The sequence below is a fragment of the Paenibacillus sp. sgz302191 genome (assembly GCF_057749925.1).
Genome location: NZ_JBYLHY010000001.1, coordinates 161896 through 187208 on the forward strand (window position 1 = coordinate 161896; position 25313 = coordinate 187208).

General features: G+C 50.7%; 19 protein-coding genes. 16 read left to right on the forward strand and 3 right to left on the reverse strand.

The features are described from left to right. Positions 1 to 224: 224 nt before the first annotated feature. Positions 225 to 533, reverse strand: a complete 309-nt coding sequence (locus AC3G2T_RS00680) for a hypothetical protein (protein WP_488434171.1) — start codon at positions 531 to 533, stop codon at positions 225 to 227. A 159-nt stretch (positions 534 to 692) separates the two neighbouring features. Between AC3G2T_RS00680 and AC3G2T_RS00685 the strand changes: the two genes are divergently transcribed. The 6 genes from AC3G2T_RS00685 (at position 693) to AC3G2T_RS00710 (ending at position 7114) form a co-directional block, all read left to right on the forward strand. Next, positions 693 to 1301, forward strand: a complete 609-nt coding sequence (locus AC3G2T_RS00685) for a DedA family protein (protein ID WP_488434172.1) — start codon at positions 693 to 695, stop codon at positions 1299 to 1301. An 89-nt stretch (positions 1302 to 1390) separates the two neighbouring features. Next, positions 1391 to 2617 carry a sensor histidine kinase gene (locus tag AC3G2T_RS00690; RefSeq protein WP_488434173.1) on the forward strand — a complete coding sequence of 409 codons (1227 nt, stop codon included), beginning with the start codon at positions 1391 to 1393 and terminating at the stop codon, positions 2615 to 2617. Beyond that, positions 2614 to 3261, forward strand: coding sequence for a response regulator (locus tag AC3G2T_RS00695; protein ID WP_488434174.1), 648 nt, complete (start codon positions 2614 to 2616; stop codon positions 3259 to 3261). Before AC3G2T_RS00690 ends, AC3G2T_RS00695 begins: the two co-directional genes overlap by 4 nt. A 147-nt stretch (positions 3262 to 3408) precedes the next feature. Next, the gene (locus AC3G2T_RS00700; RefSeq protein ID WP_488434175.1) at positions 3409 to 6441 is read left to right on the forward strand and encodes an efflux RND transporter permease subunit; all 3033 of its coding nucleotides are present in this window, start codon (positions 3409 to 3411) and stop codon (positions 6439 to 6441) included. Between the two features lie 96 nt (positions 6442 to 6537). Next, positions 6538 to 6807, forward strand: coding sequence for a hypothetical protein (locus AC3G2T_RS00705; RefSeq protein WP_474682116.1), 270 nt, complete (start codon positions 6538 to 6540; stop codon positions 6805 to 6807). A gap of 61 nt (positions 6808 to 6868) precedes the next feature. Then, complete coding sequence (locus tag AC3G2T_RS00710) at positions 6869 to 7114, forward strand: hypothetical protein (protein ID WP_488434176.1); 246 nt, start codon at positions 6869 to 6871, stop codon at positions 7112 to 7114. A 70-nt stretch (positions 7115 to 7184) separates the two neighbouring features. Here the strand turns inward: AC3G2T_RS00710 and AC3G2T_RS00715 are convergent, their stop codons facing one another. Both AC3G2T_RS00715 and AC3G2T_RS00720 read right to left on the reverse strand, forming a co-directional pair. Then, positions 7185 to 8792 (reverse strand): response regulator transcription factor, encoded by a 1608-nt coding sequence (locus AC3G2T_RS00715; RefSeq protein WP_488434177.1) that lies wholly within the window; start codon positions 8790 to 8792, stop codon positions 7185 to 7187. Between the two features lie 3 nt (positions 8793 to 8795). Continuing rightward, entirely contained in the window at positions 8796 to 10472 is a 1677-nt protein-coding gene (locus AC3G2T_RS00720; RefSeq protein WP_488434178.1) for a sensor histidine kinase, read from the reverse strand. 189 nt (positions 10473 to 10661) lie between these two features. On the opposite strand from AC3G2T_RS00720, the gene AC3G2T_RS00725 reads away from it, so the two are divergent. From AC3G2T_RS00725 to AC3G2T_RS00770, 10 genes are all read left to right on the forward strand, one after another. After that, positions 10662 to 12308, forward strand: coding sequence for an extracellular solute-binding protein (locus AC3G2T_RS00725; RefSeq protein WP_488434179.1), 1647 nt, complete (start codon positions 10662 to 10664; stop codon positions 12306 to 12308). A gap of 16 nt (positions 12309 to 12324) precedes the next feature. Then, positions 12325 to 13425, forward strand: a complete 1101-nt coding sequence (locus tag AC3G2T_RS00730; protein ID WP_488434180.1) for a glycoside hydrolase family 5 protein — start codon at positions 12325 to 12327, stop codon at positions 13423 to 13425. 80 nt (positions 13426 to 13505) lie between these two features. Next, complete coding sequence (locus AC3G2T_RS00735; protein WP_488434181.1) at positions 13506 to 14420, forward strand: ABC transporter permease; 915 nt, start codon at positions 13506 to 13508, stop codon at positions 14418 to 14420. Between the two features lie 18 nt (positions 14421 to 14438). Continuing rightward, positions 14439 to 15314, forward strand: coding sequence for a carbohydrate ABC transporter permease (locus tag AC3G2T_RS00740; protein WP_488434182.1), 876 nt, complete (start codon positions 14439 to 14441; stop codon positions 15312 to 15314). A gap of 111 nt (positions 15315 to 15425) precedes the next feature. Continuing rightward, positions 15426 to 16784 (forward strand): MFS transporter, encoded by a 1359-nt coding sequence (locus AC3G2T_RS00745; RefSeq protein WP_474682124.1) that lies wholly within the window; start codon positions 15426 to 15428, stop codon positions 16782 to 16784. 48 nt (positions 16785 to 16832) lie between these two features. Next, the gene (locus AC3G2T_RS00750) at positions 16833 to 17660 is read left to right on the forward strand and encodes a helix-turn-helix transcriptional regulator (RefSeq protein WP_474682125.1); all 828 of its coding nucleotides are present in this window, start codon (positions 16833 to 16835) and stop codon (positions 17658 to 17660) included. A gap of 88 nt (positions 17661 to 17748) precedes the next feature. Next, positions 17749 to 20583 carry an alpha-L-rhamnosidase gene (locus AC3G2T_RS00755; protein WP_474682126.1) on the forward strand — a complete coding sequence of 945 codons (2835 nt, stop codon included), beginning with the start codon at positions 17749 to 17751 and terminating at the stop codon, positions 20581 to 20583. Positions 20584 to 20613: 30 nt separating this feature from the next. Next, entirely contained in the window at positions 20614 to 21615 is a 1002-nt protein-coding gene (locus tag AC3G2T_RS00760; protein WP_474682127.1) for an alpha/beta hydrolase, read from the forward strand. Positions 21616 to 21627: 12 nt separating this feature from the next. Next, positions 21628 to 23904 (forward strand): glycoside hydrolase family 3 C-terminal domain-containing protein, encoded by a 2277-nt coding sequence (locus AC3G2T_RS00765; protein WP_474682128.1) that lies wholly within the window; start codon positions 21628 to 21630, stop codon positions 23902 to 23904. Positions 23905 to 23933: 29 nt separating this feature from the next. Beyond that, the gene (locus AC3G2T_RS00770) at positions 23934 to 25130 is read left to right on the forward strand and encodes a cytochrome P450 family protein (protein ID WP_474682129.1); all 1197 of its coding nucleotides are present in this window, start codon (positions 23934 to 23936) and stop codon (positions 25128 to 25130) included. Positions 25131 to 25313: the final 183 nt, after the last annotated feature.

Sequence of the window (25313 nt, forward strand, 5' to 3'; positions counted from 1 at the left end):
TACGAAAGTGTAGAGGTAGTAGCTGTTAAATATCAAAACGTGAGAGTGCCGCGGGATCACGCGAGATAACATAATAAGATATTTCGATTAGTGTGAGGGGGCCATCTTATGGACATGTTGAGGAAATAGATCGCATATTTGAGGCATACCGGCAGGCCTCGTATAAGCTTTTTTGAGGCCATCCCCAATCGCGGGGATGGCCTCATGCTATCGTTTCCGCCGGATTATCCTTCCAGCACATCCGCGTCCAATTCACCTGCAATCTCCATCATTTTGGGGATGACCGCTTCATTTCCGCCGGACACATAAATATCCCCCTGATAATGCCGGAAAGGGATCTTGCTTTCGCCGCAGTTCCACATGAAAAAATCCCCCTCAATAGACATGGTGGTAGACCCTGTCACCGTAAATACCGAAGTATAGGCAAAGTCGGGTTTGGACGAAAAATACCGTTTGCACTCTTCCAAAGAGATGCCTTGCTCCGGAGTTCCATTTTCCTTAAATTCTCTTGTAATCCGATAACGTTTGCTCATTGAAATCCTCCCATTAGCGAATTTTTTAGTTCCATCATAATGAAAATACTGAGAAGTATCAACACGCCCGGTATCGAGCTATATATTCGGGGTTATGACATTGCGGGTTTTGGAAAAACTAAAAAGAAAAGCCACAACCTAAGAAGGAGAAACACTTCCATGTTTCAGCATAAGCTTTTATGGTTCATTGCCCACTATGGCTATATAGGCATTTTCGGTGCCTTGGTGCTTGGTATTATTGGCTTGCCGGTGCCGGACGAGATTTTAATGACGTTTTCGGGATTTTTAATTTCGAAAGGCAAGCTTCATTATGTTCCGACATTGATTGCTTCGGTACTAGGCAGCTTTACCGGCATGTCCGTCAGCTATTTGATTGGATATAAATTCGGGTATCCGCTTTTGGAGAAATATGGGCGTAAAATTCATATCACAAAAGAGAAGTTAGATAAAACACAGCACTGGTTCAAGCGTTTTGGAAAGTTTGCCCTCACCATCGGGTACTTCATTCCAGGAGTCCGTCATTTAACGGCGTACAGCGCTGGAATCAGCAAATGGTCGTATCGAAGCTTTAGTCTTTATGCAGCGCCTGGAGCCGCGCTCTGGGCCGTTACATTTATCACTTTAGGTACGTATTTAGGCGAGCATTGGCGCATCGTTACCGAAACGATACATCGATATTTAGTAATTGGACTAGTTGTTCTGATTGCATCCGCTTTAGTGATCTGGTTCGTAAGAAAAGCGAAAAGAGAAAAGGCAAAAGCGACATAAGCGGCTTATGATGTACGAACGGGTATGCACGAAAGTACAATTGAAACGGCCAATTTCTTGTTATAATAATATGCAGAAAGGGGTGCATAATGGATCGCGATAGATATACTCGTTATATACCAAGCAGTTTCAATCATCAAGATGAGAGTAACGGGTTGCTGGTTTCCAGGGTTCCAATCGTCATATGGGTAGCTTTAGTTTATATTACAACCGTCATATTGCAAACGACTGCAGCATTTATTCCGCTCAAACTTCTTCTTTTTACTGTCATCATTTTCATTCATATTGTCTTGCATTGGTTCTCAAGTTCCATTGTAGCCTTCAGGCCATGGATTTATTTTATCGCGCAGGGGCTGCTGATCTTTGTCAGCGCGTTTGTGATGCCCAACGGCTTTTCTGCTGCTCTAACCGGCTTATTTCCAATTCTGATCGGGCAAAGCGTCGGCGTGTATTATCATTATTTAAAAGTGGGATTCGTTTCACTCTTTCTGTTCGGCTTGCACGATATGGCCTTTGTGCTTTTAAACGTTACAAAAGAATTACTGCTATTTGTGCCGTTATTGATCTTATTTACCATTGCGGTTGTCGCTTATGCGATGCTTTTTTTCAAGCAAATACATGCCAGGATTCGCACGCAAATGTTTCTTAGCGAACTGGAACAGGCCCATCGCCAAGTGGAGGAGTTGACGCTGGTGAACGAACGCCAACGGATGGCGCGCGATTTGCACGATACGTTGGCGCAAGGGCTTGCCGGGCTTATTATGCAGTTGGAAGCAGTGGATGCCCATTTATCAAATGGAAATACGAACAGGGCGCAAGAAATTGTTCTGCAGTCCATGGTTGGAGCGAGAAAAACGCTGTCAGCTGCGCGGCATGCCATTGACGATCTAAGAGCGAAATCGGCGTCAGGGATCGATTTTGCCGATGCGGTCCGCGGTGAAACCTTGCGTTTTACGAATGCTACAGGCATTCAAGTTTCTTTTGATATGGGGATTAGAACTCCGTTATCCGGATTATTAATGGAACATGGGCTGCACATCATTAGCGAATGTTTGACAAATGTGGCCCGTCATGCTCAGGCCGAGCATGTTTCATTAACTGTAAGGGAAGACGCGGATAATCTGCACATTCGGATTAAGGATGACGGGAAGGGTTTTCATACGAATATGATCGGCAAACAATCAGGCCATTACGGTTTGCTCGGCATTTATGAGCGGGTACGTTTAATTGGGGGAAAGGTCCATATTCAAAGCGGCGCTCAGGAAGGAACGAGTATTGACATTGAGGCGCCTTTATTCAAAGGAGATTCGGTATGAGTCATAAAGTGTTGATTGTAGACGATCATTTAGTTGTCAGAGAAGGTCTGAAGCTTATTCTTGAAACCAACGATAAATTTCAAGTCATTGGCGAAGCGGAGAATGGAAAGGTTGCTTTGACTTTGCTAGAAGAGCTTAAGCCTGATGTCATTTTGATGGACTTGAATATGCCTGTTATGAGCGGGATGGAAACCATGAAGCTCATGAAAGAGAGGCGGATTGAAACGCCTGTCATTATTCTTACAACTTATAATGAAGATGATTTGATGATTAAAGGTTTGGCATTGGGAGCGAAGGGGTATCTATTAAAAGATACGGGCCGCGAGCATTTGTTTCGGACAATTGAATCGGCCATAAGAGGGGAGACGCTGCTCCAGCCTGAAATAACGGCAAGAGTGTTCTCCTATAAAGAACATGTCCCCGTTCCGGAGAACCGGCAGGAGAAACCGGTCATGACCGAAAAAGAGCTGATGATTTTACAGGCGATCGCACGCGGTTTTCGAAGTAAAGAAATAGCTTTCGATATGGGAATCTCGGAAAGGACGGTAAAGGCGCATCTGACGAATATTTACAACAAGCTTGGCGTGGATTCCAGATCGGAAGCGGTGGCCGTATCGGTAGAGCGGGGGATTCTCCATCTCTGAACTATGCAGCATATAAAGTCGTATATATGTATTGCCCTATCGTACATGAGGTACATGCCCTTATGTACGATTTTTTTATTTGTCCGGCATACTAAAATTGTACATACAGAACAAAAAGATAAAGAAACATCGAGAAGGGTGTGCAGAATGAATCGATTAACCCATTTTTCCATGAAAAACGTCTCAGCGTTATTCATCATTATGATTATGCTTTTTGCAGTCGGATTTTATTCAACGTCAAAGCTGCAGGTGGAGAACATGCCGAATGTTTCATTTCCTGTTTTGGCTGTTACTACGACCTACACAGGATCGCCTAAAGATGTTATGGATGAAATTACGGATCCGATCGAAAAGAAGCTGGCCAATTTGGAAGATCTGGATTCCATGTCCTCGACATCGAACGACAATTATTCCACGATTATTCTTAAGTTCAAACAGGGTGTAGACATGGACAAGAAAAAGGTGGATGTCCAGGATCTGCTCGCTGAAGTTTCGCTGCCGCAAACAGCAGGTACGCCCAAAGCCTCTACTTTTGGCGCGGCATCGTCGCCGTCCAACTATTTGGTCGCATATGCGGACAACGCCATGAGCCAGACGGAGCTGGACAAACATTTCAAAGACACGATTAAACCCGGACTTGAAGGGATCAGCGGCATTGATCACATGGATGTTATCGGCGCCCGCGATACGTCGCTCGATATCGAGCTGGATGCGGATGCTCTCAGTGTATATGGCCTTAATCCATCGCAAGTAAGCAATGCGATTAAAGCGGCTACGGCCCAAAGTCCGATCGGCAGCGTCGAGATTAACGGCAACGATAAGATGGCCCATGTAACAGGGAATATTCAGAGCCTTTACGATTTGGAGCATGTTGAAATGACAACCTCCAAAGGGGACATTGTTAATCTCAATCAAGTAGCGAAGGTAAAGGCGATATCGGAATCCAAATTTAACGGCAGACTCGATGGCAAGCCTGCGATCGGGTTGGTTTTATACAAGGCCGGCAGCGCCAATGCGGTAGAATTTTCAAACGCTCTCGAAAAAAAGATTCATGAATGGCAAACCGCACTGCCGAACATTACGTTTAAAAACACGTTTGACAGCTCGGAAGAAATTAAGCATTCGATTACCGGCCTGGTACGCGAAGGCGTCGTTGGCGCACTGCTCGCTGCGCTGATGATTATGATCTTTTTACGCAATGTTCGAATGACACTTATTGTGCTTGTATCGCTGCCGCTCTCCATTCTCATTACGCTCATGCTCATGTACAAATTGGGGATTACGCTTAACGCGATGTCGCTCGGCGGCATATTTATGGCGATCGGGCGCGTAGTCGACGATTCCATTGTCGTCATCGAGAACATTTACGCTTCCCTGGAGAAAGCGCAGGAACGGAAAGAATCGGTCATTGCGCTAGCTACAAGTCAAGTTTCGTCGGCGATCACTTCGTCAACTTTGGCGACAGCCGGTGTGTTTGCTCCCCTGGCTCTGGTATCCGGGTTCATAGGAGAGTTTATCAAACCGTTTGCTATAACGATATCATGTGCGTTGTTAGCCTCATTACTTGTAGCTTTGACCGTCATTCCTATGCTCGCTAAACTATTGGTCTTGCGCGGCAAACAAGGGAAAAAACATCATGACGATTCCGAGCCGACCAAATTGACATCGATGTATGAGCGGGTATTGTCATGGAGTTTAAACAACCGCATAAAAACATTGCTTGTATCCGCCCTGCTCTTGGTCGTCACTATAGCGGTTACGCTTCCTACGTTATCCGTTTCGCTATTGCCCAGTCCCAAAAATTCGCAAACGATGTCTTTTCAACTAAAGCTGCCTTATGAGACTTCCTTCGAATCGACGGACGCCAAGACGAAAGAAATTGAAACCATCTTTTTGAACGAAAAGGATTCCAAGGGTGAACCTGTTTTTAAATTCGTGGAGGCTTTGGCAGGTTATGCAGGCGACGATAAAGAACGGGCTCCCTATGCATCGCAAATCATCGTTGAAGTTAACGGCAATGTCGATGTGAGGACAGTGAAAGAACAAGCGAAAACATTTATTCTCTCCGAGCTGCCCCCCGGGTCAACGGTAGAGCCAAAGTCAATCGGCGAAGACATGGCGGCATTATCCACCGATTTTGCGTACTCCTTGAAAGGAGATGACCAAAGTCAATTGGAGAAAGCGGCAGCCCTTGTGAAAGCCAAGTTAAATACATTCCCTGAACTCACTGAAATTGAAGATAATCTCAGCGACGCCAAGACCGGAATTGAAATTACCGTTGATCAGAAAAAAGCCAGGGCTTTCGGATTAACCCCTTCTTCGGTTCGGGATACGGCGCGTGTCTGGGTTCAAAAAGAGGAATTGGGGGATATGAAATTCGACAACGTCACTTACACGACAACGATTTCCATGAATAAATCGGCTAAAGATACGCTTGAGAAGCTTGGAAATATCCCTTTAGCAAGTTCAAACGGTTCGTCAGTTTTATTGAAAGAGGTTGCCAAAATCAATGAAATCAAGAGCGCAGCTTCGCTTACGCGCGAAGACCAGCAGCAGCTTGTCAAGGTAACCGCCAAGATCATCGGGAACGATAAAAGCGGCGTTAGCGCCAAGGTCGCCGCCGCGCTTAAAAGCATCGAGCTGCCTGATGGCGTCACTACGAAAGCCGGAGGGGTGACGGACGATATCAACGACAGCTTCTCTCAATTATTTGTAGCCATGGCCGCTGCGATACTCATTGTCTACTTGATTATGGTTCTGGCCTTCGGCAACGCAAGCGCGCCGTTTGCCATCCTTTTCTCGCTGCCGCTCGCCGTAATCGGAGGATTGCTTGGATTGTTTTTAACAAAAGAAGCTTTAAATGCAACTTCAATGATCGGCTTCCTTATGCTTATCGGTATTGTCGTTACGAATGCCATCGTTTTGGTAGACCGTGCGCAGCAGTTGAGAGAAGAAGGAAAATCTGTCCGCCATGCCTTAATTGAAGCAGGGAAAGTACGCTTGCGTCCGATTATTATGACAGCCGGAGCAACGATTGCGGCTTTGCTTCCCCTTGCATTGGGAATGTCCGGCGAAGGTCTTTTGATCGGCAAAGGACTCGGGGTAGTCGTTATAGGAGGTCTCATTACCTCGACGGTCTTGACGCTTGTTGTTGTTCCGATTGTGTACGAAATGCTTTAGAATGCGAAAGAACGTTTGAGCAAAAGATTCCGGCGGAAACCGCGCAACGAGTCTAATGCTTTGGAAATTTAAGATTGCGTATAAGGAGACCCGAAGATGATATTCAGAAACCGATCGTTAGCTATTATCGTTTTACTCGCCGCCGCTTCGGTCATGGCCGTTGGCTGCTCAGTTTCGGGAGGAACCGGGGCGGCAACCGTGCAATTGGCGCCAAGGGCGGTTAAAACGGATGTGATTGCGAGGCAAACCATCAGCGCTCCAATCGAACAGGTCGCAGATGTACTTCTATGCAGCAAAAATTTTGGCAAACCGGATTCATTGCTTTGGCGCTCGACACGGAGAGCGGAAGCGCCAAACGGTTGCTGAAAACTTTTAAATAAGAATCGGCATGGCGGACTAACTTCAATTTAAAGAAGCGAGGGTAAGTATGGATAGTATGAAACAGTCGCTTATCACGGAGCTTATTCGAACGATACAATTGACCAGGAAAATAAAGTGGGAACAAGGAGATGATGAAGCCGATCATGTTGAAATTGCTTTTGCAGACCAAATAAGAGGGTTAGTTGATTTTCTGGGGGAAGAGCAGAGCTACCGGTTGACCTATCTGCTGGATCAGGTGGTCGTGTATTTCAATGATTTGAACGAAGATGGGAATACAATGATCGGCGAATAGGTGCAGGCGAAGCTTGGCGGCTTGGGAATATGTGAAGAAAAGCATCCGCCAGGAGGCGGATGCTTTAGTTTCACGAATCGAATCGATATTCTTGCGGCGTGCATCCATAATGCTTTTTAAAGATCTTGATGAAATGAGGCGGAGCCAGGAAGCCCAGCTTGGAGCTGATGTCGGAAATTTTGAGATCAGTGCTTTTGAGCAAATAGGCTGCTTTTTCCATGCGCAGAGCGTATAAATAATCGCCGATCGTTTCTCCGGTAACGGTTTTATACACTTTGGACAGGTACACAGGGTGGAGACCGATGTGATCGGCAACCAACTGCAGGGAAACACCTTCGGAAAGATGCTCTTGAATATAAGCGCGTACTTTGGCCGTGATGAGATTCTGAGCGCTTTCCATATGGGTGCTTGAGCTGTCTTTTAGTATGCCGATCACTCGGGCTGCCCAATCATACAAACGCTGCTTGGACAGGAAATTGGTTTTCCTCAGAAACCATTCGAAATCATCGCTGAGCTGCTCCTTCAGCTCGCCGCCGTTCTTGAGAATACCGATCGCAAGAGAAGAAGACAGGTACAGGAAGATGCTGTACAACTGATCATAGGTGAATTCGAACTCATGATCGGACAGATGAAGGGTACGTTCCAATTTCATCAGGGCTTCGTCCCAACTGCCGGATTCGAGCAACTGAGGAAGAAGCGGGGGCTCGAACAAGTTGATCGGCGAAGACTCCGATTGACCGTTCGTATCTTCATCGGGGAGCGTAATGAAATAACTTTTATTCGTTCCTACATGACGGTTAATCCATGCCACGGAGCGCTGATACAGTTCAGCGATACTATCGGGGAACGAATGAACGGGACTGAGACAAATGGAAATATTCCCCTTCAGGAAGGTCTGGACATGACTTTGCAGTTTGACCGCGAAAGAATCCGCGAGCTTCATCGCTTCCGCCCGTTTCTTGGCTTTAACGAGAAAGACCAGATATCCCTGCTCGGAAATGCAGTGCCATAATTCAAATACGTCCTGAAATACTTCTTCGGCAATGTTTGTTACGGCATACTCAAGCAGGGAAAGCGAGTGAAGATCATACCCCGAGAAGTCCTCTTCCAAACGTACAAGCATGAGAATAAAAGGGTCGCCGTGATGGAAGGATAACCCTAAAAGAAAAAGACGTTCCTGAAATACGGAAGCAGGCATCGGCTTCTTCTTGAGCAGGTCGCCGAGCAGTTGATCCTTGAGCAAGGGCAAGTTGGACTGAAGGGTATATTGAATACGCTGGTAGGAGCTGACTTCTTGCCATTCCGCCTGAAGGGCCTCTAATGCTTTTTGGACGGAGGCTACCAGTTCTTCGATGACGACAGGCTTTAGCAAATAATTGAATGCGTTCTGCTGCATCGCTGTTTGGGCATATTGAAAATCGTCGTACCCCGATAAAATAATACATTTGATCTTGCGGGACAACTGGTTTATGTTCGCCAGCAATTCGAGTCCGTCCATTTCCGGCATCCGTATGTCGGTAATCAGAACGTCAATCACATGCTCTCCTGCAATTTTCAGCGCCTCCGCAGCGGAATAGGCTTGGTGTACGGTCTCAATGCCGTAATCGGACCAAGGAATGGTCAGAGCCAGGCTGTCTACAACGGTTCTTTCATCATCCACGATTAATAACTGATACATCTGCTATCCCTCTTTCGTCTCAGATTTGCTCCAAAATAAAGTGACGCACAATCCCCCGAGCGGGCTTTGGCTAAACTCCATGCCCGAACATGTATGAAAATGAATGCTCAAACGCTGCTGAATATTCCACAGCGCACATCCCATCGCATCGTCAAGCGGTTGTTTCATTTTCAGCTTGATGGTTCTTATCTGTTCCTCCGTCATACCCTGTCCGTCGTCTTCCACGTTGATCCTGTAATCCGTGTGGGTCTCGGCACCGGTGATGATGATCCTGCCGGCCGACTGTTTCTTCTCGATCCCGTGGATGACCGCATTCTCGACTAACGGCTGAATCAACAGTTTCGGAATCGTCAACCGGTTCATGGAGTCAGGAATGCGGATTTCGTAGCGAAGCCTGTCCATCCGCAGCTTTTGGATAGCGAGATATTTGTCAACGACGGACATTTCTTTTTGAACCGTTGTCATGGGTTCTTCCAGCCGGGTCGTATAACGGAAATATTCGGCCAAATTCTGGGTCATCGCCGTAACAGCTTCTTCGTTGCCGAGGCGAACCGAGTTGTTGATGAAAAACAGGCAATTATATAAGAAATGAGGATTGATTTGGGCTTGCAGCTGCTTCAGCAATGCTTCCCTGGATACGATTTTCTCTTTGTATACCTTTTCGATCAGCTCTTCTATTTGCGCAGCCATTTCATTGAAGTTGGCGTATAGACTGTCGAATTCGTTATTGCTGCGGCGCCGGATTCTTGCGGAGAATTCGCCGTTTTTGAGAAGGCGTACTCCTTTCAGCAATTCAAGAATCGGGATTTGAACTTTTCGGTATAAGGAAAATGCTATTGCGATGCCGGCGACGAAGAGGACGGCGCATGCGAGATAGAACCGGTTTTTGGTTGTGATTATAGGCTTCAGGGCCACATCAAGCGGCGTGTAATCGATCATATACATGCCGAGATTTTGCGATTTCATATAATTCACGAGATATTTGTTGTCGTTCAGAACGACGATTTCCGTGCCGGAATCGGCTTTAAGGCGTTCGGATAGAGCCTGCATCAATTGCTCGGATCTAGTGCCGTCGGAGGTTGAATTCAACAGCAGCGGCATTCCCGCTTGATAGAAAAAGGGATCGTTTTTGCCCACATGCTTGGCGCCATCCAAAATTTTCGTCAAATTGTCTGTCGGGAACGTAACTTGTATAGTGAAGCCCTTTCCAGCCATTTCTTTGACAAAAATGTAGGAGGCAGGGTCCAGATTCCACTTCCGGTCAGTTCCGGCAGGGGGCGTCTTCAAAGCGGTTAACGATGTGCCGATCCAGCTATGAATGATGGGAGACCAGATGGCGATTTTGTTGGTCCAGCCGAGCGATAGGCTTTGATAGCTAAGTTTGGACGACAGATCCCTGATAAGCTGAACCCGACCGTAGGAATCCATGATATCCAGCGACGGCAGCAAAGCGACAAGTTTGTCTTGATCAATGGAAACCGCAAGCATATCCAATTGCTCTACACTGCGGTCAAGGTTATTTACGGCAAATTGAACCTGGCTCAAATTGCTGCTTTGGATATCGGATTGGACGACCTGTAGACTTGTATTTATGGAATAGGTATACATACCCAGAATACATAAAGTGGAACATAAGAGCAGCACATTGATCATCATGAATGTTTTATAGTTGTTGAGCATCCGCTTGCTCCTTTCGGTCGGGATAGCCCCATTGTAGTCTTGGCTGGTGGCAATTACAACTTGGAAATGCCGCATATTGCACGTATGTTTGGAATGCGTTATCACAGGTTTGTTTAGAGATATATCGGGGCGTATAGCGCCATTCTATAATAAGGTGAAAAAGTAAAGAGCATGAGAGGGGTTACATGAATGGCGAAAACATTTAGATTCGCGGCATCTTCACTTGCGGTTCTCGTCAGCCTGGGATCGATTACGGCCTGCAGCTCCCAGTCTTCCGAACCGTCGCCGTCCGCTTCTGCACCGGCGAGCGCGTCCGGCTCCAAACTTCATATTGTGAACGGAAAGATTGATCCGCCGGTCACGATTACCACAGTAAGAGGTACCGATCCGACGGCAAGGTTCAAAAGCGGAGAGACTTATGAAAACAACGTCCACACCAAATGGGCGAAGGAAGCGCTCGGGGTGGATATGAAAACGCTTTGGTCTGCCCCGCAGGCTGATGGTTCTTACGATACAAAGCTGAAATTGATGCTCTCTTCCGGAGATAAGCTCCCGGATATTATTTACACTACAAATAAAGATACCCTAAATATGTTTATTGATTCGGGCAAAGTCATGCCGATCGATAGCGTCTTTGACAAATACGCCGGGAAAGCGTGGAAAGCCGGAGCGGGGGAACAGCCGGACGCATGGCTGCCGTTCGGGCGCGGGAAGCAGAAGATGGCGATCCCAAGGCTCCAACCGACGCTGTCATCCGAGCCGGTTCTTTGGATCCGCAAGGATTGGATGGACAAGCTTGGTCTGCAGGCCCCGAAATCGCTGGCCGATCTGGAGACGATTATGGACGCTTTTGCGAATCGGGATCCGGACGGCAATGGGAAAAAAGATACGATACCGCTTGATTTTGGCATGAAGGATCAAATGATCGGTTATGCGGTCGGGGATATTTCCTGGCTGTTCGGAGCTTACGGCAGCATCCCGGGTCAATGGAACAAAGATGCCGACGGGAAGCTTGCGTTCGGCTCCGTTCAGCCCGGTATCAAGCCCGCTCTTGCCAAGCTCAAGGAATGGAAGGACAAAGGGTATATCGCCGAAGATATCGGACTTCACGATTGGAATAAAGTCGTGGAGGACGTCGCCTCCGGCAAGGTGGGAATTGTAGCCGGGCAATACTGGTTCCCGTCATATCCGGGTTCCATGGCATACGCGAAGGATCCGAAAGCCGATTATGAACCGTATGCTCTCCCGCCCGGACCTGACGGTAAAAAAGGGAATGTGGTAAACGAGCCTTTCCTTGGCGGCGTTGTAATCAACAAAGATATTTCCCAGGAGGCGTTAGAGGCATTCTTCCACTATATGAATACATTATGGGATGCCGTCGCATCGGGCGATCCGCTCGCGTTGAAAGGATTCCAAGAGCACTATGATTACGAGATTCAAGACGGTCAACAAGTGAATAACGTCGATGATAAAGCTTTTAATACTGAAAAATATACGCTCTTAAGCTGGCTGCCGTATCCGCTGTCTAAAGTTGACGGAGATGCCAAGAAAGACGCCGCCGATCCTAATCCGCTTACAGCCAGACAAGGGAAAGCAAAATTGATTGCCATCGATCAAAAAGGTTCGGATATGCCCGATCTGTTTACCGGTCCGACGACATCCACGCAAAGCACCCGAGGGGAATTCTTGAGGAAATTGGAGCTTGATACGTTCACGCAAATTATTTACGGAAAAGCTCCGGTCGATGAATTCGATAACTTTGTCAAACAGTGGAAAGCTTCCGGCGGCGACCAGGTCACGAAAGAAGTTAACGATTGGTTCAATTCGGTAAAATAAAATGGGGGAATTTGCTATGACAGTTCTGCATGCCTTTGAGCAAAATAGAAAACTTGGACGCGGCATCAATCTGGGCGATGCGCTTGATGCGCCCCAAGAGGGGGTGAGCGGGAGCCGGATCGAAGACAGGTATTTCAAAATGATCAAAGAAGCCGGTTTCGATTCCGTCAGGATTCCGGTCAAATGGTCGAACAAAGCCGAAACCGCAGCCCCTTTCCCGGTCAGTTCTTCGTTTTTCGGACGGGTGGACGAAGTCGTCGACTCCGCTCTTTCTTATGGTCTAAATACCGTCATTAACATTCATCACTATGATGAAATCATGCAAGACGCTGACGGACATCATGACCGCTTCATCGCCTTATGGAAACAGATCGCTGAGCGATATAAGGATCGGCCAAGCTCGCTTTATTTTGAATTGCTGAACGAACCGTTCGGATCCGTCACCGCAGAGAAGTGGAACCAGCTTCTTGCCGAGGCAATTACAGAAATCAGAAAGATTGACCCCGTGCACACCCTGATCGTCGGCGGTGTCGACTGGAATATGATTTCCGGCCTCCAAAAGCTGCAATTACCGGCGGGCGAACAAAATCTGATCGCTACATTTCATTATTACAATCCTGCATTTTTCACGCATCAAGGGGCTACCTGGATGCCGCCGGAAGTGAACGGCGCATTCCAGACACTGGGGGTCAGCTGGCCGGGCCCTCCTGAATCTCCCGTAGTCTTGTCGGAAGCTGTGAAGGCATACGACTTTGCCGTACAATTCTTCGAATCGTACAATAGCGAACCGTCGGCCGCAAACCCGGCGGGCCCGCATCAAATCGCGAAAGAATTGGAAGAGGCGGCGGCCTGGAGCAAACAGAATAATCGTCCGCTTTGGATGGGAGAGTTTGGCGCTATAGCGCTGGCAGATATGGAATCTCGGGCAAGATGGGCGGCGTTTGTTCGCCAAGAAGCCGAGCGGCTGGACATTTCTTGGGCCTGCTGGGCGTTTGAAGCCGGGTTCAGTGTATATAACCGTGAGGCCAATGATTGGCACAAGGGCTTACTGGACGCCCTGATTCCGATATCCTCAACGAGTTTACCGGAAGGCATCGGCTCAAAGCTCCCTGAGTAAAACGGATACAATTCGGTTAGTTCAAGGGCGGGACAGGCTCATGCCTGTCCTTCCTCATTAAGCAGGCAGGAGTGAAAGATATGGAAGTCATACAAAAGGGGACAAGGCGAAGGGACAGATGGCAATTATATCTGATGCTGCTGCCGGCCGTCATCTTGACGCTGATTTTTGTTTACGTTCCGATGGGCGGGATCGTCATGGCCTTTCAGGACTATAAGCCTTATTCGGGGATACTGCATTCCAGGTGGGTCGGGATGGACAATTTCAAGTTCTTGTTTACCTACCCGGACAGCACGCAGGTCATTTGGAACACTTTCATTATTGCCGTACTGAAAATCGTCTTCGGTACAATTGCAACATTCTCCTTCGCGCTTTTGTTGAATGAGGCTCGTCATAAATTCATGAGAAATACGATTCAGACGGTCGTTTTTCTTCCGCACTTTTTATCGTGGGTTGTTTTGGGCGGCGTGTTTATGGAGATTTTGGCCCCGAACGGCGGTATAGTGAATCAATTTCTCCAGCATGTATTCGGAATCAAGCCGATTTTCTTCCTCGGCGATAACCAATATTTTCGGGCGACGATGGTAGTTACTGAAATTTGGAAGGAATTCGGATACGGTTCGATTCTGTTTTTAGCAGCGCTTGCGGGCATTAATCCTGCGTTATACGAGGCGGCGGAAATCGATGGCGCGGGACGGTGGAAGCAGACGCTGTACGTTACGATCCCATCGCTCGTACCGACGCTCGTCGTGGTCGTTACGTTGTCGCTCAGCCAAGTCTTGAATGCCGGCTTTGATCAAATCTTCAATTTGTACAATCCGCTCGTTTACCAAACCGGCGATATCATAGATACGTTCGTATACCGAATGGGTCTGATCAGCGGGAACTTTAGTATTTCAACAGCGATGGGTCTGTTCAAATCCGTAGTCGGATTGGCGCTGATTGTAACTTCGTACAGGCTGGCCGGGAAATTTGCGGGCTACAAAATTTTTTAAGAGCGAGGAGGGTCCGCCTTGCAGGCAATAAGCAAAGGCTACCGCATGTTTCTAGGCGTCAACTATGTATGTTTAAGTGTGCTTGCCTTACTTTGTCTCATCCCGATGGTGCATGTCGTTTCCGTTTCCTTCAGTTCCGCGCCGGCGGTTGCCGCACATGATGTAACTTTCTGGCCCATCGGGCCCACTTTGTTTTCCTACAAGAAGGCGTTGGGCAACCCGGAGTTGTACCAATCCTTAATCGTCTCAGTGGAGCGGGTAATCTTCAGTTTTGTGATCGGCTTGAGCGTTACTTGCTCGGCCGCTTATGTGATGTCCAAGGGCGGAGGCCGCGACGGAATCGGAGGGTATCGCTTTTTTGTCGGCTTCTTTGTCGCAGCGATGCTGTTTAACGGCGGCTTGATTCCGACTTATCTGGTAGTGACGAAGATCGGGCTCTACAACTCCATCTGGGCTCTGGTGCTCCCGGGAGCCGTCAACATTTTCAACCTGATTCTCATCATGAACTTTTTTAAAGCCTTGCCCAAAGAGCTGGAAGAAGCGGCGTTCATGGACGGGGCCAATCATTGGATCGTATTCAGTAAGCTTTTCTTGCCTTTATCGCTTCCCGTATTGGCAACAGTCGGATTGTTCATGATCGTGAACGACTGGAACGCCTGGCTGGACGGCAGCATTTATATGAAATCCAACCATGTGCCGCTGGCTACGTATCTGAAGTCTATCATCGCCATGCCTGATGTGAATTCCAGCAATGCCAAGGAACTGGCGCAGACCAATTTCCAAGCGCTCATGTCCGCACAAATTGTGATCGGAGCGCTCCCCATTCTTGTCATTTATCCGGTGCTGCAGCGGTTCTTTACTGCGGGGATCGTCATTGGAGCCGTTAAGGAATAGGAAGTTAAGATTCCATTATTCGACCTTTAGATCGAGTTATATAACGCAGCATCGGAGTTTTGTACACTAAGGATTGTACAACTGAGATGGCTACTATGGAGGGCTGGAATTATGGAGAGAGAGCTATCAAATAAGGCTTTGGCGGGAGATGCATTGGGGCAATTCTCGCTTAATATCGCAACCGGCTTGCTAGGGATGATCACCTATTACTATACGGATGTCGTCGGGGTTTCCGCAGGGCTGGTCGGGACGATCATGCTGTTCACCAAAGCGGCGGACGCCTTGGCCGATATCGGAATGGGTGTTCTCGTGGATCGAACCCGGTCCAGACATGGACAGGCGCGCCCCTGGCTGCTGTGGATGATCGTTCCGTTGTTCGTATCGATTCTGCTTCTGTTCTCGGTGCCTGACGTGGCTCCCGGAGTGAAGGTTGCTTTTGCCGTTGCAACCAATCTCCTGTTTTTCATTGGCGTATTTACGCCGATTTCCATTCCTTATGGGAGCCTGATGGTATTAACCACAAGAAGCCCGGCGGACCGCTCTCTAATGGGCATCTATCGCTCGGGATTCGGATATTTGGCGGGGATGATAGTGGCTATCGGATTCATTCCGATCGTAAACGCGATGGGAGGCGCAAGGCAGGATTGGACGCTGCTGGCTGCGATATTCGGAGCGGCTGCCTCCATCGGCATTTATATCGCTTTCCGTGCGACAAAGGAAAAGTACAATACGGAACAACTGAAGGAACTGGGCGAAGTCAAGAAATCGTTGTCCTTATGGGCAGGCATCAGGTTGTTGTTCACGAACAAATTCTGGGTGATCATTGCTGTTGCCGGCATGTTATCCAGCATCTTGTTTGCAATGGCCGGCACGGCAGGGATGTATTATGCCAAATATGTTTGGAACGATGTCAACCTGGTCAGCATCATGGGCGGCATCGGTCTTATTCCGGTCATTGTCGTTTTCTTGCTCTCCGGACCGGCCATCAAGCGAATCGGCAGACGAAATATGGCGATCCTTGGGCTTATAATAGGGATCTTTGGTTTGCTTTTGCGCATTATCGATCCGGCGAGTATAACGCTCGGCCTCATCGGTTCGCTGATTCAGACATTCGGGATGATTCCGCTTATGATTGTGCTCTCGCCGCTCATGGCCGATACGATCGAATACGGGGAGTGGAAACACGGACAGCGCATCGTAGGACTAACGAACAGCGTGAGCGGCTTCTTCGGCAAAATCGGCACCGCATTAGGGACAGCCTTAGTCGGCTGGCTGCTGGCCTGGGGTCATTACCAGGAAGGAGCGGCGGTTCAGGCGGAGTCGGCCAAGCATATGATCATCATATTTAATATTTATATTCCGCTGGCTATTTATGCGGGTATTGCCATACTGATGTTCTTTTATTCTCTGGAAAAACAATACACGCGTATTTTGGACGACCTGGAACGCCGCAAGGATATCATCGTTTAGCAGAGTCCGCGCTTATGACTTGCCGATTGAAAGGAGGCCGGTGCCGGAATGGATTGGGATTACCCGGTATTTCCCGGAAATTATTTCTTCAAGGATGATGTGCCGATCCATGCGGCATTGACCGAAGAGTCCCCTTATTTGATGAGGCATCAGCATGATTGCATCGAAATCGCTTATGTACAAGAGGGAGAGGGACTGCATTATATCGGAGAAAGCATCCTGCGCGTGTCCGAAGGCGATTTGTTTCTAATCCCGGCATACGTCTCGCACGTATTCCAGCCGCAGGAGCTGACGGGCGAACAGCCGCTCAGGATCATCAATTGCTTGTTCCGCTCGGACATGCTGGAAGCGGCGGAATCCCAAAAGCACCCGCGGGTATACCGCGAACATGACGGCGAATTCAGGCGGCTTCTGGACCGTATATTAGTCGAACAGCAGAAACCGACTGAAGCCCCCGCGGGACTCTTATCTTTATGGAAGCAACTGGTGATGCTGCTTCAATCCAAACCTGAGAAGACAGATGTACAATACGTCGAAAACGATGAAGCGCCGATTCACCAGGCGGTTCAACATATGGGCTTCCGGTTTGTGAACCCGCTTCCTATATCGGAAATCAGCCGGTTCGTGTTCATGAGCACCCGGCATTTTCAACGTTTGTTTAAGTCTCTTACCGGACGTTCCTATGTGCAGATGCTGCAAGAAATTCGCATGCGCCACAGCTGTGGGATGCTTCAATATACGAATTGGAGCGTTCAGGCGATAGCGGAGAAGGTCGGCATATGCGATATGAATTATTTTTACCGCTTGTTCCGTGAGCATTACGGTACGACGCCGGCAGCGTTCCGGCTGCTTTACAACCGCATGGGAGCCTTCTGAAAAATGGCGCGATTCCACATAGTTTTTCGGACTGAGGCTCTGTTATCTTTAGAGGGGAAAAACGTGACTGCATGAGAGGGAGATGACTGTGAGGATCATTCGTTTAAAAACAAACCGTATCGTCAATCCGTTGGGATTCGCGCTGGATAAGCCGAGGTTATCCTACGTCGTGACGGAGACGGACGCGAAAAAACAGACCGCCGCCCGTTACGAGGTCGCCTTGGATGATACATTTACCGGCGTTGTTTACGACAGCGGCAGGAGGGAAGATATCGATAGCCTCGCCTTCGAGCTTCCGATCGAGCTGAAGCCGCGAACCCGCTACTATTGGCGCATGGAGGTGTGGGCGGACAACGGCGACCATGCGGTGAGCGAGCCCGCCTGGTTCGAGACCGCAAAGCTGGACGAGCCGTGGGCCGGCAAATGGATCGTTCCTGACATGGACAAGGACTTTCACCCGGTCCTGAAGAGGACGTTCGAGTTGGACAGGCCGATCGCGTCGGCACGCGCTTATGTTTGCGGTTTGGGATTGTATGAGCTGGAAGTCAATGGCGTGAAAGCCGGCGACGAGTACTTTGCGCCGCATTTTAACGCGTATCAGAAGTGGCTGCAGTACCAGACCTACGATGTGACAGAGCTGCTCGGGCAAGGGGAGAACCGGGTTGAAGTCAGTCTCGGCAACGGGCTGTATAAAGGGCGGTTCGGCTTCGAAGGACATACGGCCGAGATATACGGCAAGGAGTTCGCTCTCTTGTGTGAAATTGCCGTAACGTACGCCGACGGCACGACGGCCGTTATTGCGTCCGACACGGACTGGACAGCTTCCAGAAGTAAGATTATGGACGGTAATCTGTATGACGGAGAAGTGTACGACGCGACCTTTGAGACGCCCGGGACGTTCGCGGTTCGCGAAGGCGAACTCGGCTATGACCGGCTGAAAGCGCGGCTCAGCTTGCCTGTCGTGGTAAAGGAGGAGCGCAAGCCGGTAGAGGTTATTCATACGCCGGCGGGCGAGACGGTGCTCGATATGGGGCAGAACATGGTCGGTTGGATGCGATTCCGGACGAATGCTCCCAAGGGAACCGTCATTTCGCTGTATCATGGCGAAGTGCTTCAGGACGGCAGCTTCTATCGGGACAACCTGCGTACGGCGAAGGCGGAATATCGTTATACAGCTGACGGTTCGGAGGCGATCGTGCGTCCGTATTTCACGTTCTACGGCTTCCGGTATGTGAAGGTCGAAGGCTGGCCGGGCGAGCTGAACCCGGATGATTTCACCGGCTGCGTCCTCTACTCCGACCTTGAGGAAACCGGCAGTTTCGAGACGAGCAACCCGCTCGTAAACCGGCTGTTCCTCAATGCCGTGTGGGGACAGAAGGGCAACTTCCTCGATGTTCCGACAGACTGCCCGCAGCGGGACGAACGCATGGGCTGGACGGGCGATGCGCAGGTATTCTCCGGCGCCGCTTGCTTTAACATGGATTCGTACGCATTCTTCGGCAAGTACGGATATGACATGGGCAAGGAACAGGAAGAGCGCGGCGGTATGGTGCCGATGGTCGTTCCCGCCGCCAATGTGCAGGGCGGCGGCTCCAGCGCCTGGGCGGATGCGGCGACGATTATTCCATGGAACGTGTATCTCCATTACGGCGATAAAGCTATCTTGGAGCAGCAGTTCGAGAGTATGAAGAGCTGGGTCGATTTTATCATCCGTACGGATGAGGAATCGGGCGGACGGCGGCTGTGGACGGTCGGCTTCCACTTCGGCGACTGGCTGGCGCTTGACGGCAGCAACCCCGATTCCCCGATGGGCGGAACGGACACGGATTTTATCGCATCGGCGTATTACCGGTATTCTGCACAGCTGCTGGCGAAGGCCGCGAGGGTGCTCGGGAAGGAAGATTTGGCCGCCTATTACGGACGAATATCGGACGAGGTGAAGGCCGCAATCGAGGATGAATTTTTCTCGAAGAACGGCCGGATTGCGATCGATACGCAAACTGCCTACGCGGTGGCTTTGTTCATGGATTTGGTGCCGGATGCTTACAAGGAAAGAGCGGTAGAGGGACTTCGCAAGCGGCTGAAGATCGACCGCAACCATCTGAAGACCGGCTTCGTCGGCACCCCTTACTTGAATCGGGTGCTTTCGGATAACGGATGCAGCGATCTTGCCTATACGCTGCTGCTCAACGATGATTATCCGAGCTGGCTCTATGCTGTCAAGATGGGGGCGACGACCATATGGGAGCGCTGGAATTCGATTATGCCGGACGGCAGCATGAGCAGCACGGGCATGAACTCGCTCAACCACTATGCGTACGGGGCGATTGCAGAATGGATGTACCGAACGGTTGCGGGAATCAATCCGCTCGAAGAGGCGCCGGGCTTCCGCCGCGTAGAACTGGCGCCGCAGCCGGATTTCCGCCTCAAATGGGCCAAGGCGCAAGTGGATTCGTCGGCCGGAACCTATAAAAGCGAGTGGGCATTCAGCGATGAAGGGCAGCTTACGTTCCATTTCGTCATTCCGTTCAACGCGTCGGCTTCCGTCCGGTTGCCCTATGCGGATGTGAAGGCTTTCAAGGTAAACGGCCAGCTCGTAAGCGAGAGCGGGATCACCGGCGTTCAGCAAGGCGAAGACACGCTGCTGGAACTGTCCAGCGGCAGCTATATCATTCACTATACGCCGACTAAGAGTTATATCAGGCAGTTTAACACCAAGACACCGCTGGTCGAGCTGCTTCGTCATGAAGGTGCCAAAGCGGTTATTCAAAGCATTCTTCCCCCCGGCATGGAGTCGCTCAATCCCGATACGCTTAGCGTTTCGGTCGGGGACGCATCGCTTAGGGATCTGTCCGCCTATTATCCGATGGAAGCCGGTGTGCTGGACCAGTTGGACGAACGGCTGATGGCGGTGCCAGTCTGATAAAGCCTATTACGTTTGCGAGGGGAAAACATGATGAGGACTTTTACCCGGCAGCTTGCCAATGAAAATGTTACGTTAACGGCCTATCTCCTGGATCAGTCGCATGAGATGCCGAACACCCGCATCCGGCCGGCCATTCTTATTTTTCCCGGCGGCGGGTATCGGGGATGTTCGGACAGAGAAGCAGAGCCGGTCGCGATGGCGTTCCTGGCGGAAGGATATCAGGCGTTCGTGCTGAGATACTCTGTCAATCAGAACGCAGCGTTCCCGAAACCGCTCCATGATGCGGAAGAAGCGCTCACGCTGATTCGGGAACACAGCGGGGAGTGGGGAATCGACCCGGACAAGGTTGCGGTGTGCGGCTTCTCGGCAGGAGGGCATTTGGCCGCCGCTTTAGGCACTATGGGAAGAGTAAGGCCTAATGCCATGATACTCGGTTATCCTTGCATCTTGGCGTCGATGGGCGCCATCTTCCCAGCGCCTGTGCCGGGCGTGGACGAAGCCGTCGATGCTTCCACGCCGCCGGCGTTTATTTTTCATACGTTCGCGGATACGCTCGTGCCCGTTAGCAATGCGATCGCTTTCGCGGCGGCGCTGGATCGCGCGAAGGTGCCGTTCGAGCTGCATATTTTTCGCAATGGCGTGCATGGCCTATCCCTTGCGAAGCCGGTCACCTCAGGCGGTCTGCGGTCCATGGCCGATGCCGACGCGGCCCGATGGTTCGGTCTGTGCACGGCTTGGATCGAGAACGTATTCGGCGGCTTTGCGGCGGATCAAGAGGTGTTGTGGAACGAGACAGTCCATGAATACAATGTGGACGTCCGTCTGGGGGCATTATGGAACAATCCGGCTTGCAGACAAGTCATACAGACCGCGCTGCCTATCCTTGCGGAAAGTCCGCAATTGCAGGATGCAATGGGCGTGCCGCTGCGAACCATCATCGAATTCGGCGGCGGGCTGCTGTCGGAAGAGGGTATAGACCGGTTGAATCGGGAACTCCGGGCGATACCGGTCGATCAGATTGTTAGCTGAGGAGAGTGCCAAATGGAAAGAAACATTCATGAATTGATAGCCGCCATGACGCTGGAGGAGAAAGCGGGCCTCTGCTCGGGCGCATCTTTCTGGAAGACGAAGGCGATTGACCGCCTCGGGATTCCGTCCGTCATGATGGTGGACGGACCGCACGGCCTGCGCAAGCAAAACGGGCAAGAGGATCATCTGGGCTTGCACGAGAGCGTCCCGTCGACCTGCTTTCCGACGGCGGCGGGACTTGCAAGCTCATGGAACCGCGAGCTGATCGGCCGCGTCGGCGAAGCGCTGGGCAAAGAAGGCCAGGCGGAGGACGTCGCTATTTTGCTCGGTCCGGGCGCGAACATCAAACGTTCGCCGCTGTGCGGCCGGAACTTCGAATATTTCTCGGAAGACCCGTTTCTGACGGGAGAACTGGCCGCCGCTCATATCGCGGGCGTGCAAAGCCAGGGTGTGGGGACATCGCTTAAGCATTTTGCCGTGAATAACCAGGAGCATCGGCGGATGACTGTCGATGCCGTAGTGGATGAGCGCACGCTGCGCGAAATTTACCTAACCGGCTTCGAAATTGCCGTCAAAAAAGCACAGCCTTGGACAGTCATGTCTTCATACAACCGCCTGAACGGGACGTACTGCTCCGAGAACGAGAGACTGCTCACGAACATTCTGAAAGAAGAATGGGGGCATGAAGGGTTCGTCGTTTCCGACTGGGGCGGCGTGAATGAGGCGGCGGACAGTGTAGCGGCCGGCATGGAGCTGGAGATGCCGAGCAGCAACGGCGTCGGTCAAGAGAAGATCGTGGCGGCGGTGAAGAGCGGGCAATTGTCCGTGGAGGCGCTCGATAGAGCGGTGGCGCGGCTGTTGAATGTTATTTTCAAAGCCGCAGACAATAAGAAAACCGATGCCGTCTACGACCAAGAGGCTCATCACCGGCTGGCGCGCGAAACCGCCAGGGAGACGATTGTGCTTCTGAAGAATGACGGCAGCCTGCTTCCTCTGTCGAAAGCCGGCAAGATCGCGGTTATCGGCGGTATGGCGGAGCAGGTTCGTTATCAGGGCGGCGGCAGCTCCCATATTAAGCCGACGAAGCTGGATAACATTTACGATGAAATCGGGAAATCGGCCGGCAATGGGGCGGAAATCCGCTATGCGCAAGGCTACGATCCGGACATCGATGATACCGTCGACGCCATACTGGAGGAGGCCAAAAGGTTGGCTGCAGATTGTGACACAGCCGTCCTGGTCGTCGGTCTGCCCGACCGCTACGAATCGGAAGGCTATGACCGGACGCACCTCGATTTGCCGCCGAACCAGGTGCGCCTGATCGAACAAATCGCGTCGGTCCAACCGAATACCGTCGTGGTGCTGAGCAACGGCGCGCCGGTTGTCATGCCTTGGCTCGGCAGGGTCAAAGCTGTGCTGGAGGCGTATTTGGGCGGCCAGGCGGTCGGGGGAGCCGTGGCCGATTTATTGTTCGGTGACGCCAATCCGAGCGGCAAGCTGGCGGAGACGTTCCCCCGGAGCTTGAAGCAGAATCCGTCGCACCCGTATTTCCCCGGCGAAGGCGACCGGGTGGAATACCGCGAGGGGATATTCGTCGGGTACCGGTATTACGAAGCAAAGGATATCGAACCGCTCTTTCCATTCGGCTACGGACTAAGTTACACTACGTTCGCTTATTCCGGCCTTTTGCTGGACAAGAGTGATATCACCGACCAGGAAACCGTTCACGTAAGCGTGAATGTGAAAAATACGGGCAGACGGCCGGGTCAAGAAATCGTTCAGCTGTACGTCCGCTGCGGAGCTTCAAGCGTGATCCGTCCGGAGAAGGAGCTGAAAGGCTTCGCCAAGGTTGCGCTGGAGCCGGGTGAAGAGAAACAGGTTTCGTTCACGCTGGATAAGCGAAGTTTTGCCTATTACAACACCGAACTGGACGATTGGCATGTTGAATCGGGCCAATATGAAGTCTTGATCGGCAGCTCTTCCCGCGATATCGTGCTTAGGTCAACCTTGAACGTACAGTCCACGATTGAGCTCGTGCCGGCGTTCCATCGCAACACAACAATGGGCGAACTTATGGAGAATCCGAAGACGCGCCCCGTCTTGGAACAGATGCAAGGGATGTTCTCTCAATCGACAGAGCCTTCCGACGCCGTTTCCTCGGATATGATGATGGCGGTGATGCGTTACATGCCGCTGCGCGGGCTGCTTCCTTGGTCCGGCGGAGCGATGACGGAGGAAACGCTAGGCCTGCTTTTGGAACAATTTAATGGAGCGGTAAAAAACGGTTAATACAGATCGGATAGAGGAGGGAAACTCTGATGTCGAAAATTGATTTTCTGAATGAACCATTTATTCGCAATCCGTATCCTGCCTACAGCGAAGTTCGCGCTCAAGATCCGGTGTACCGCTTTCTCATGCCGAACGGACATCACGCATGGATTGTCACCCGATACGATGACGCCGTGGAAGTGTTGAATGATGCGCGTTTCGTGACGAATTCTCCATATATGGCGGCCGAAAACGGCGGAGCGGCTGTTCCGCCGCACAAGGAGATTATTTCCCGCAACCTGATAAGCGTGAATCCTTCCGATCATCGCCGCTTGCGGCGTCTGATTCAGAAGGCGTTTACGCCGCAGATGATCGAACGGCTCAGAGGGCGTATCGAGGAGATCGGCAATGAGCTTCTCGATAAGGTGCAGGCCAAGAGGGAAATGAATCTGATCGAAGATTTCGCATTCCCGCTGCCTATTATTGTCATCTGCGAAATGCTGGGCGTGCCGATCGAAGACCAGGATAAATTTCGCGACTGGTCGAACGTGATTATGGAAGGGGTTAACAATTCCCGATTCGAAGAGGAAAGCGATGCCGTGATGCTCGCATTCGTCGAGTACTTGCAGGACTTGATTGCCAAAAGACGCGGCCATCTGCAAAATGATTTGATCAGCGATCTGATTCGCGTCGAGGACGATGGGGATGTTCTGTCCGAGCATGAGATGTATGCGCTCGTATTCGTGCTTATTATTGCCGGTCATGAGACGACGGTGAACTTGATCGGGAACGGCGTGCTTGCTTTATTGGAGCATCCGGAACAGAAGGAGAAGCTGCAAAGCAAGCCTGAGCTTATTCATTCGGCGATCGAAGAAATTTTACGCTTCAACGGGCCCGCCGAGGTCAGCAACATCCGATGGGCGACGGAGGACGTGGAGCTCAGAGGCAAACATATTCGCAAGGGCGAGATGCTGTTTATTTCTTTCGCATCGGCCGACCGCGACGCCGAGCAGTTCCCGGAGCCGGATACCTTCGACATTACCCGGGAGGCGAACAACCATATCGCCTTCGGCAAAGGGATTCATTACTGCCTCGGCGCTCCTCTGGCCCGGTTGGAAGGCGAAATCGCCATCGGCACGCTGCTTCGCCGGATGCCCGGACTGCGTTTGAAGACGGCCGGCGATGAACTGGAATGGCGTCCCGGAATGATTATACGAGGCCTTAAGGAGATTCCTGTCTTGTTCTAACTTTAACGATAACAGCAAGATCATCATACAGGAGGTAGAGTATTATGACGTACAACGCGAACATCAAAATCGGAGAACTGCTGAATCATGAGGAAGCGGTAGCGGTATTAACCAGACATTTGCCTGAGTTTGTCAAGGAGCCTGCCTTTCAAATGGCTTCTTCCTTCACTCTCGATCAACTGG

Coding starts and splice junctions, on each gene's coding strand:
- AC3G2T_RS00715 (WP_488434177.1), bottom strand. CDS start 8,792: ATGTATCAGTTATTAATCGTGGATGATGAAAGAACCGTTGTAGACAGC.
- AC3G2T_RS00720 (WP_488434178.1), bottom strand. CDS start 10,472: ATGCTCAACAACTATAAAACATTCATGATGATCAATGTGCTGCTCTTA.
- AC3G2T_RS00700 (WP_488434175.1), top strand. CDS start 3,409: ATGAATCGATTAACCCATTTTTCCATGAAAAACGTCTCAGCGTTATTC.
- AC3G2T_RS00760 (WP_474682127.1), top strand. CDS start 20,614: ATGATGAGGACTTTTACCCGGCAGCTTGCCAATGAAAATGTTACGTTA.
- AC3G2T_RS00685 (WP_488434172.1), top strand. CDS start 693: ATGTTTCAGCATAAGCTTTTATGGTTCATTGCCCACTATGGCTATATA.
- AC3G2T_RS00745 (WP_474682124.1), top strand. CDS start 15,426: ATGGAGAGAGAGCTATCAAATAAGGCTTTGGCGGGAGATGCATTGGGG.
- AC3G2T_RS00735 (WP_488434181.1), top strand. CDS start 13,506: ATGGAAGTCATACAAAAGGGGACAAGGCGAAGGGACAGATGGCAATTA.
- AC3G2T_RS00690 (WP_488434173.1), top strand. CDS start 1,391: ATGGATCGCGATAGATATACTCGTTATATACCAAGCAGTTTCAATCAT.
- AC3G2T_RS00695 (WP_488434174.1), top strand. CDS start 2,614: ATGAGTCATAAAGTGTTGATTGTAGACGATCATTTAGTTGTCAGAGAA.
- AC3G2T_RS00765 (WP_474682128.1), top strand. CDS start 21,628: ATGGAAAGAAACATTCATGAATTGATAGCCGCCATGACGCTGGAGGAG.
- AC3G2T_RS00710 (WP_488434176.1), top strand. CDS start 6,869: ATGGATAGTATGAAACAGTCGCTTATCACGGAGCTTATTCGAACGATA.
- AC3G2T_RS00725 (WP_488434179.1), top strand. CDS start 10,662: ATGGCGAAAACATTTAGATTCGCGGCATCTTCACTTGCGGTTCTCGTC.
- AC3G2T_RS00705 (WP_474682116.1), top strand. CDS start 6,538: ATGATATTCAGAAACCGATCGTTAGCTATTATCGTTTTACTCGCCGCC.
- AC3G2T_RS00730 (WP_488434180.1), top strand. CDS start 12,325: ATGACAGTTCTGCATGCCTTTGAGCAAAATAGAAAACTTGGACGCGGC.
- AC3G2T_RS00750 (WP_474682125.1), top strand. CDS start 16,833: ATGGATTGGGATTACCCGGTATTTCCCGGAAATTATTTCTTCAAGGAT.
- AC3G2T_RS00680 (WP_488434171.1), bottom strand. CDS start 533: ATGAGCAAACGTTATCGGATTACAAGAGAATTTAAGGAAAATGGAACT.
- AC3G2T_RS00770 (WP_474682129.1), top strand. CDS start 23,934: ATGTCGAAAATTGATTTTCTGAATGAACCATTTATTCGCAATCCGTAT.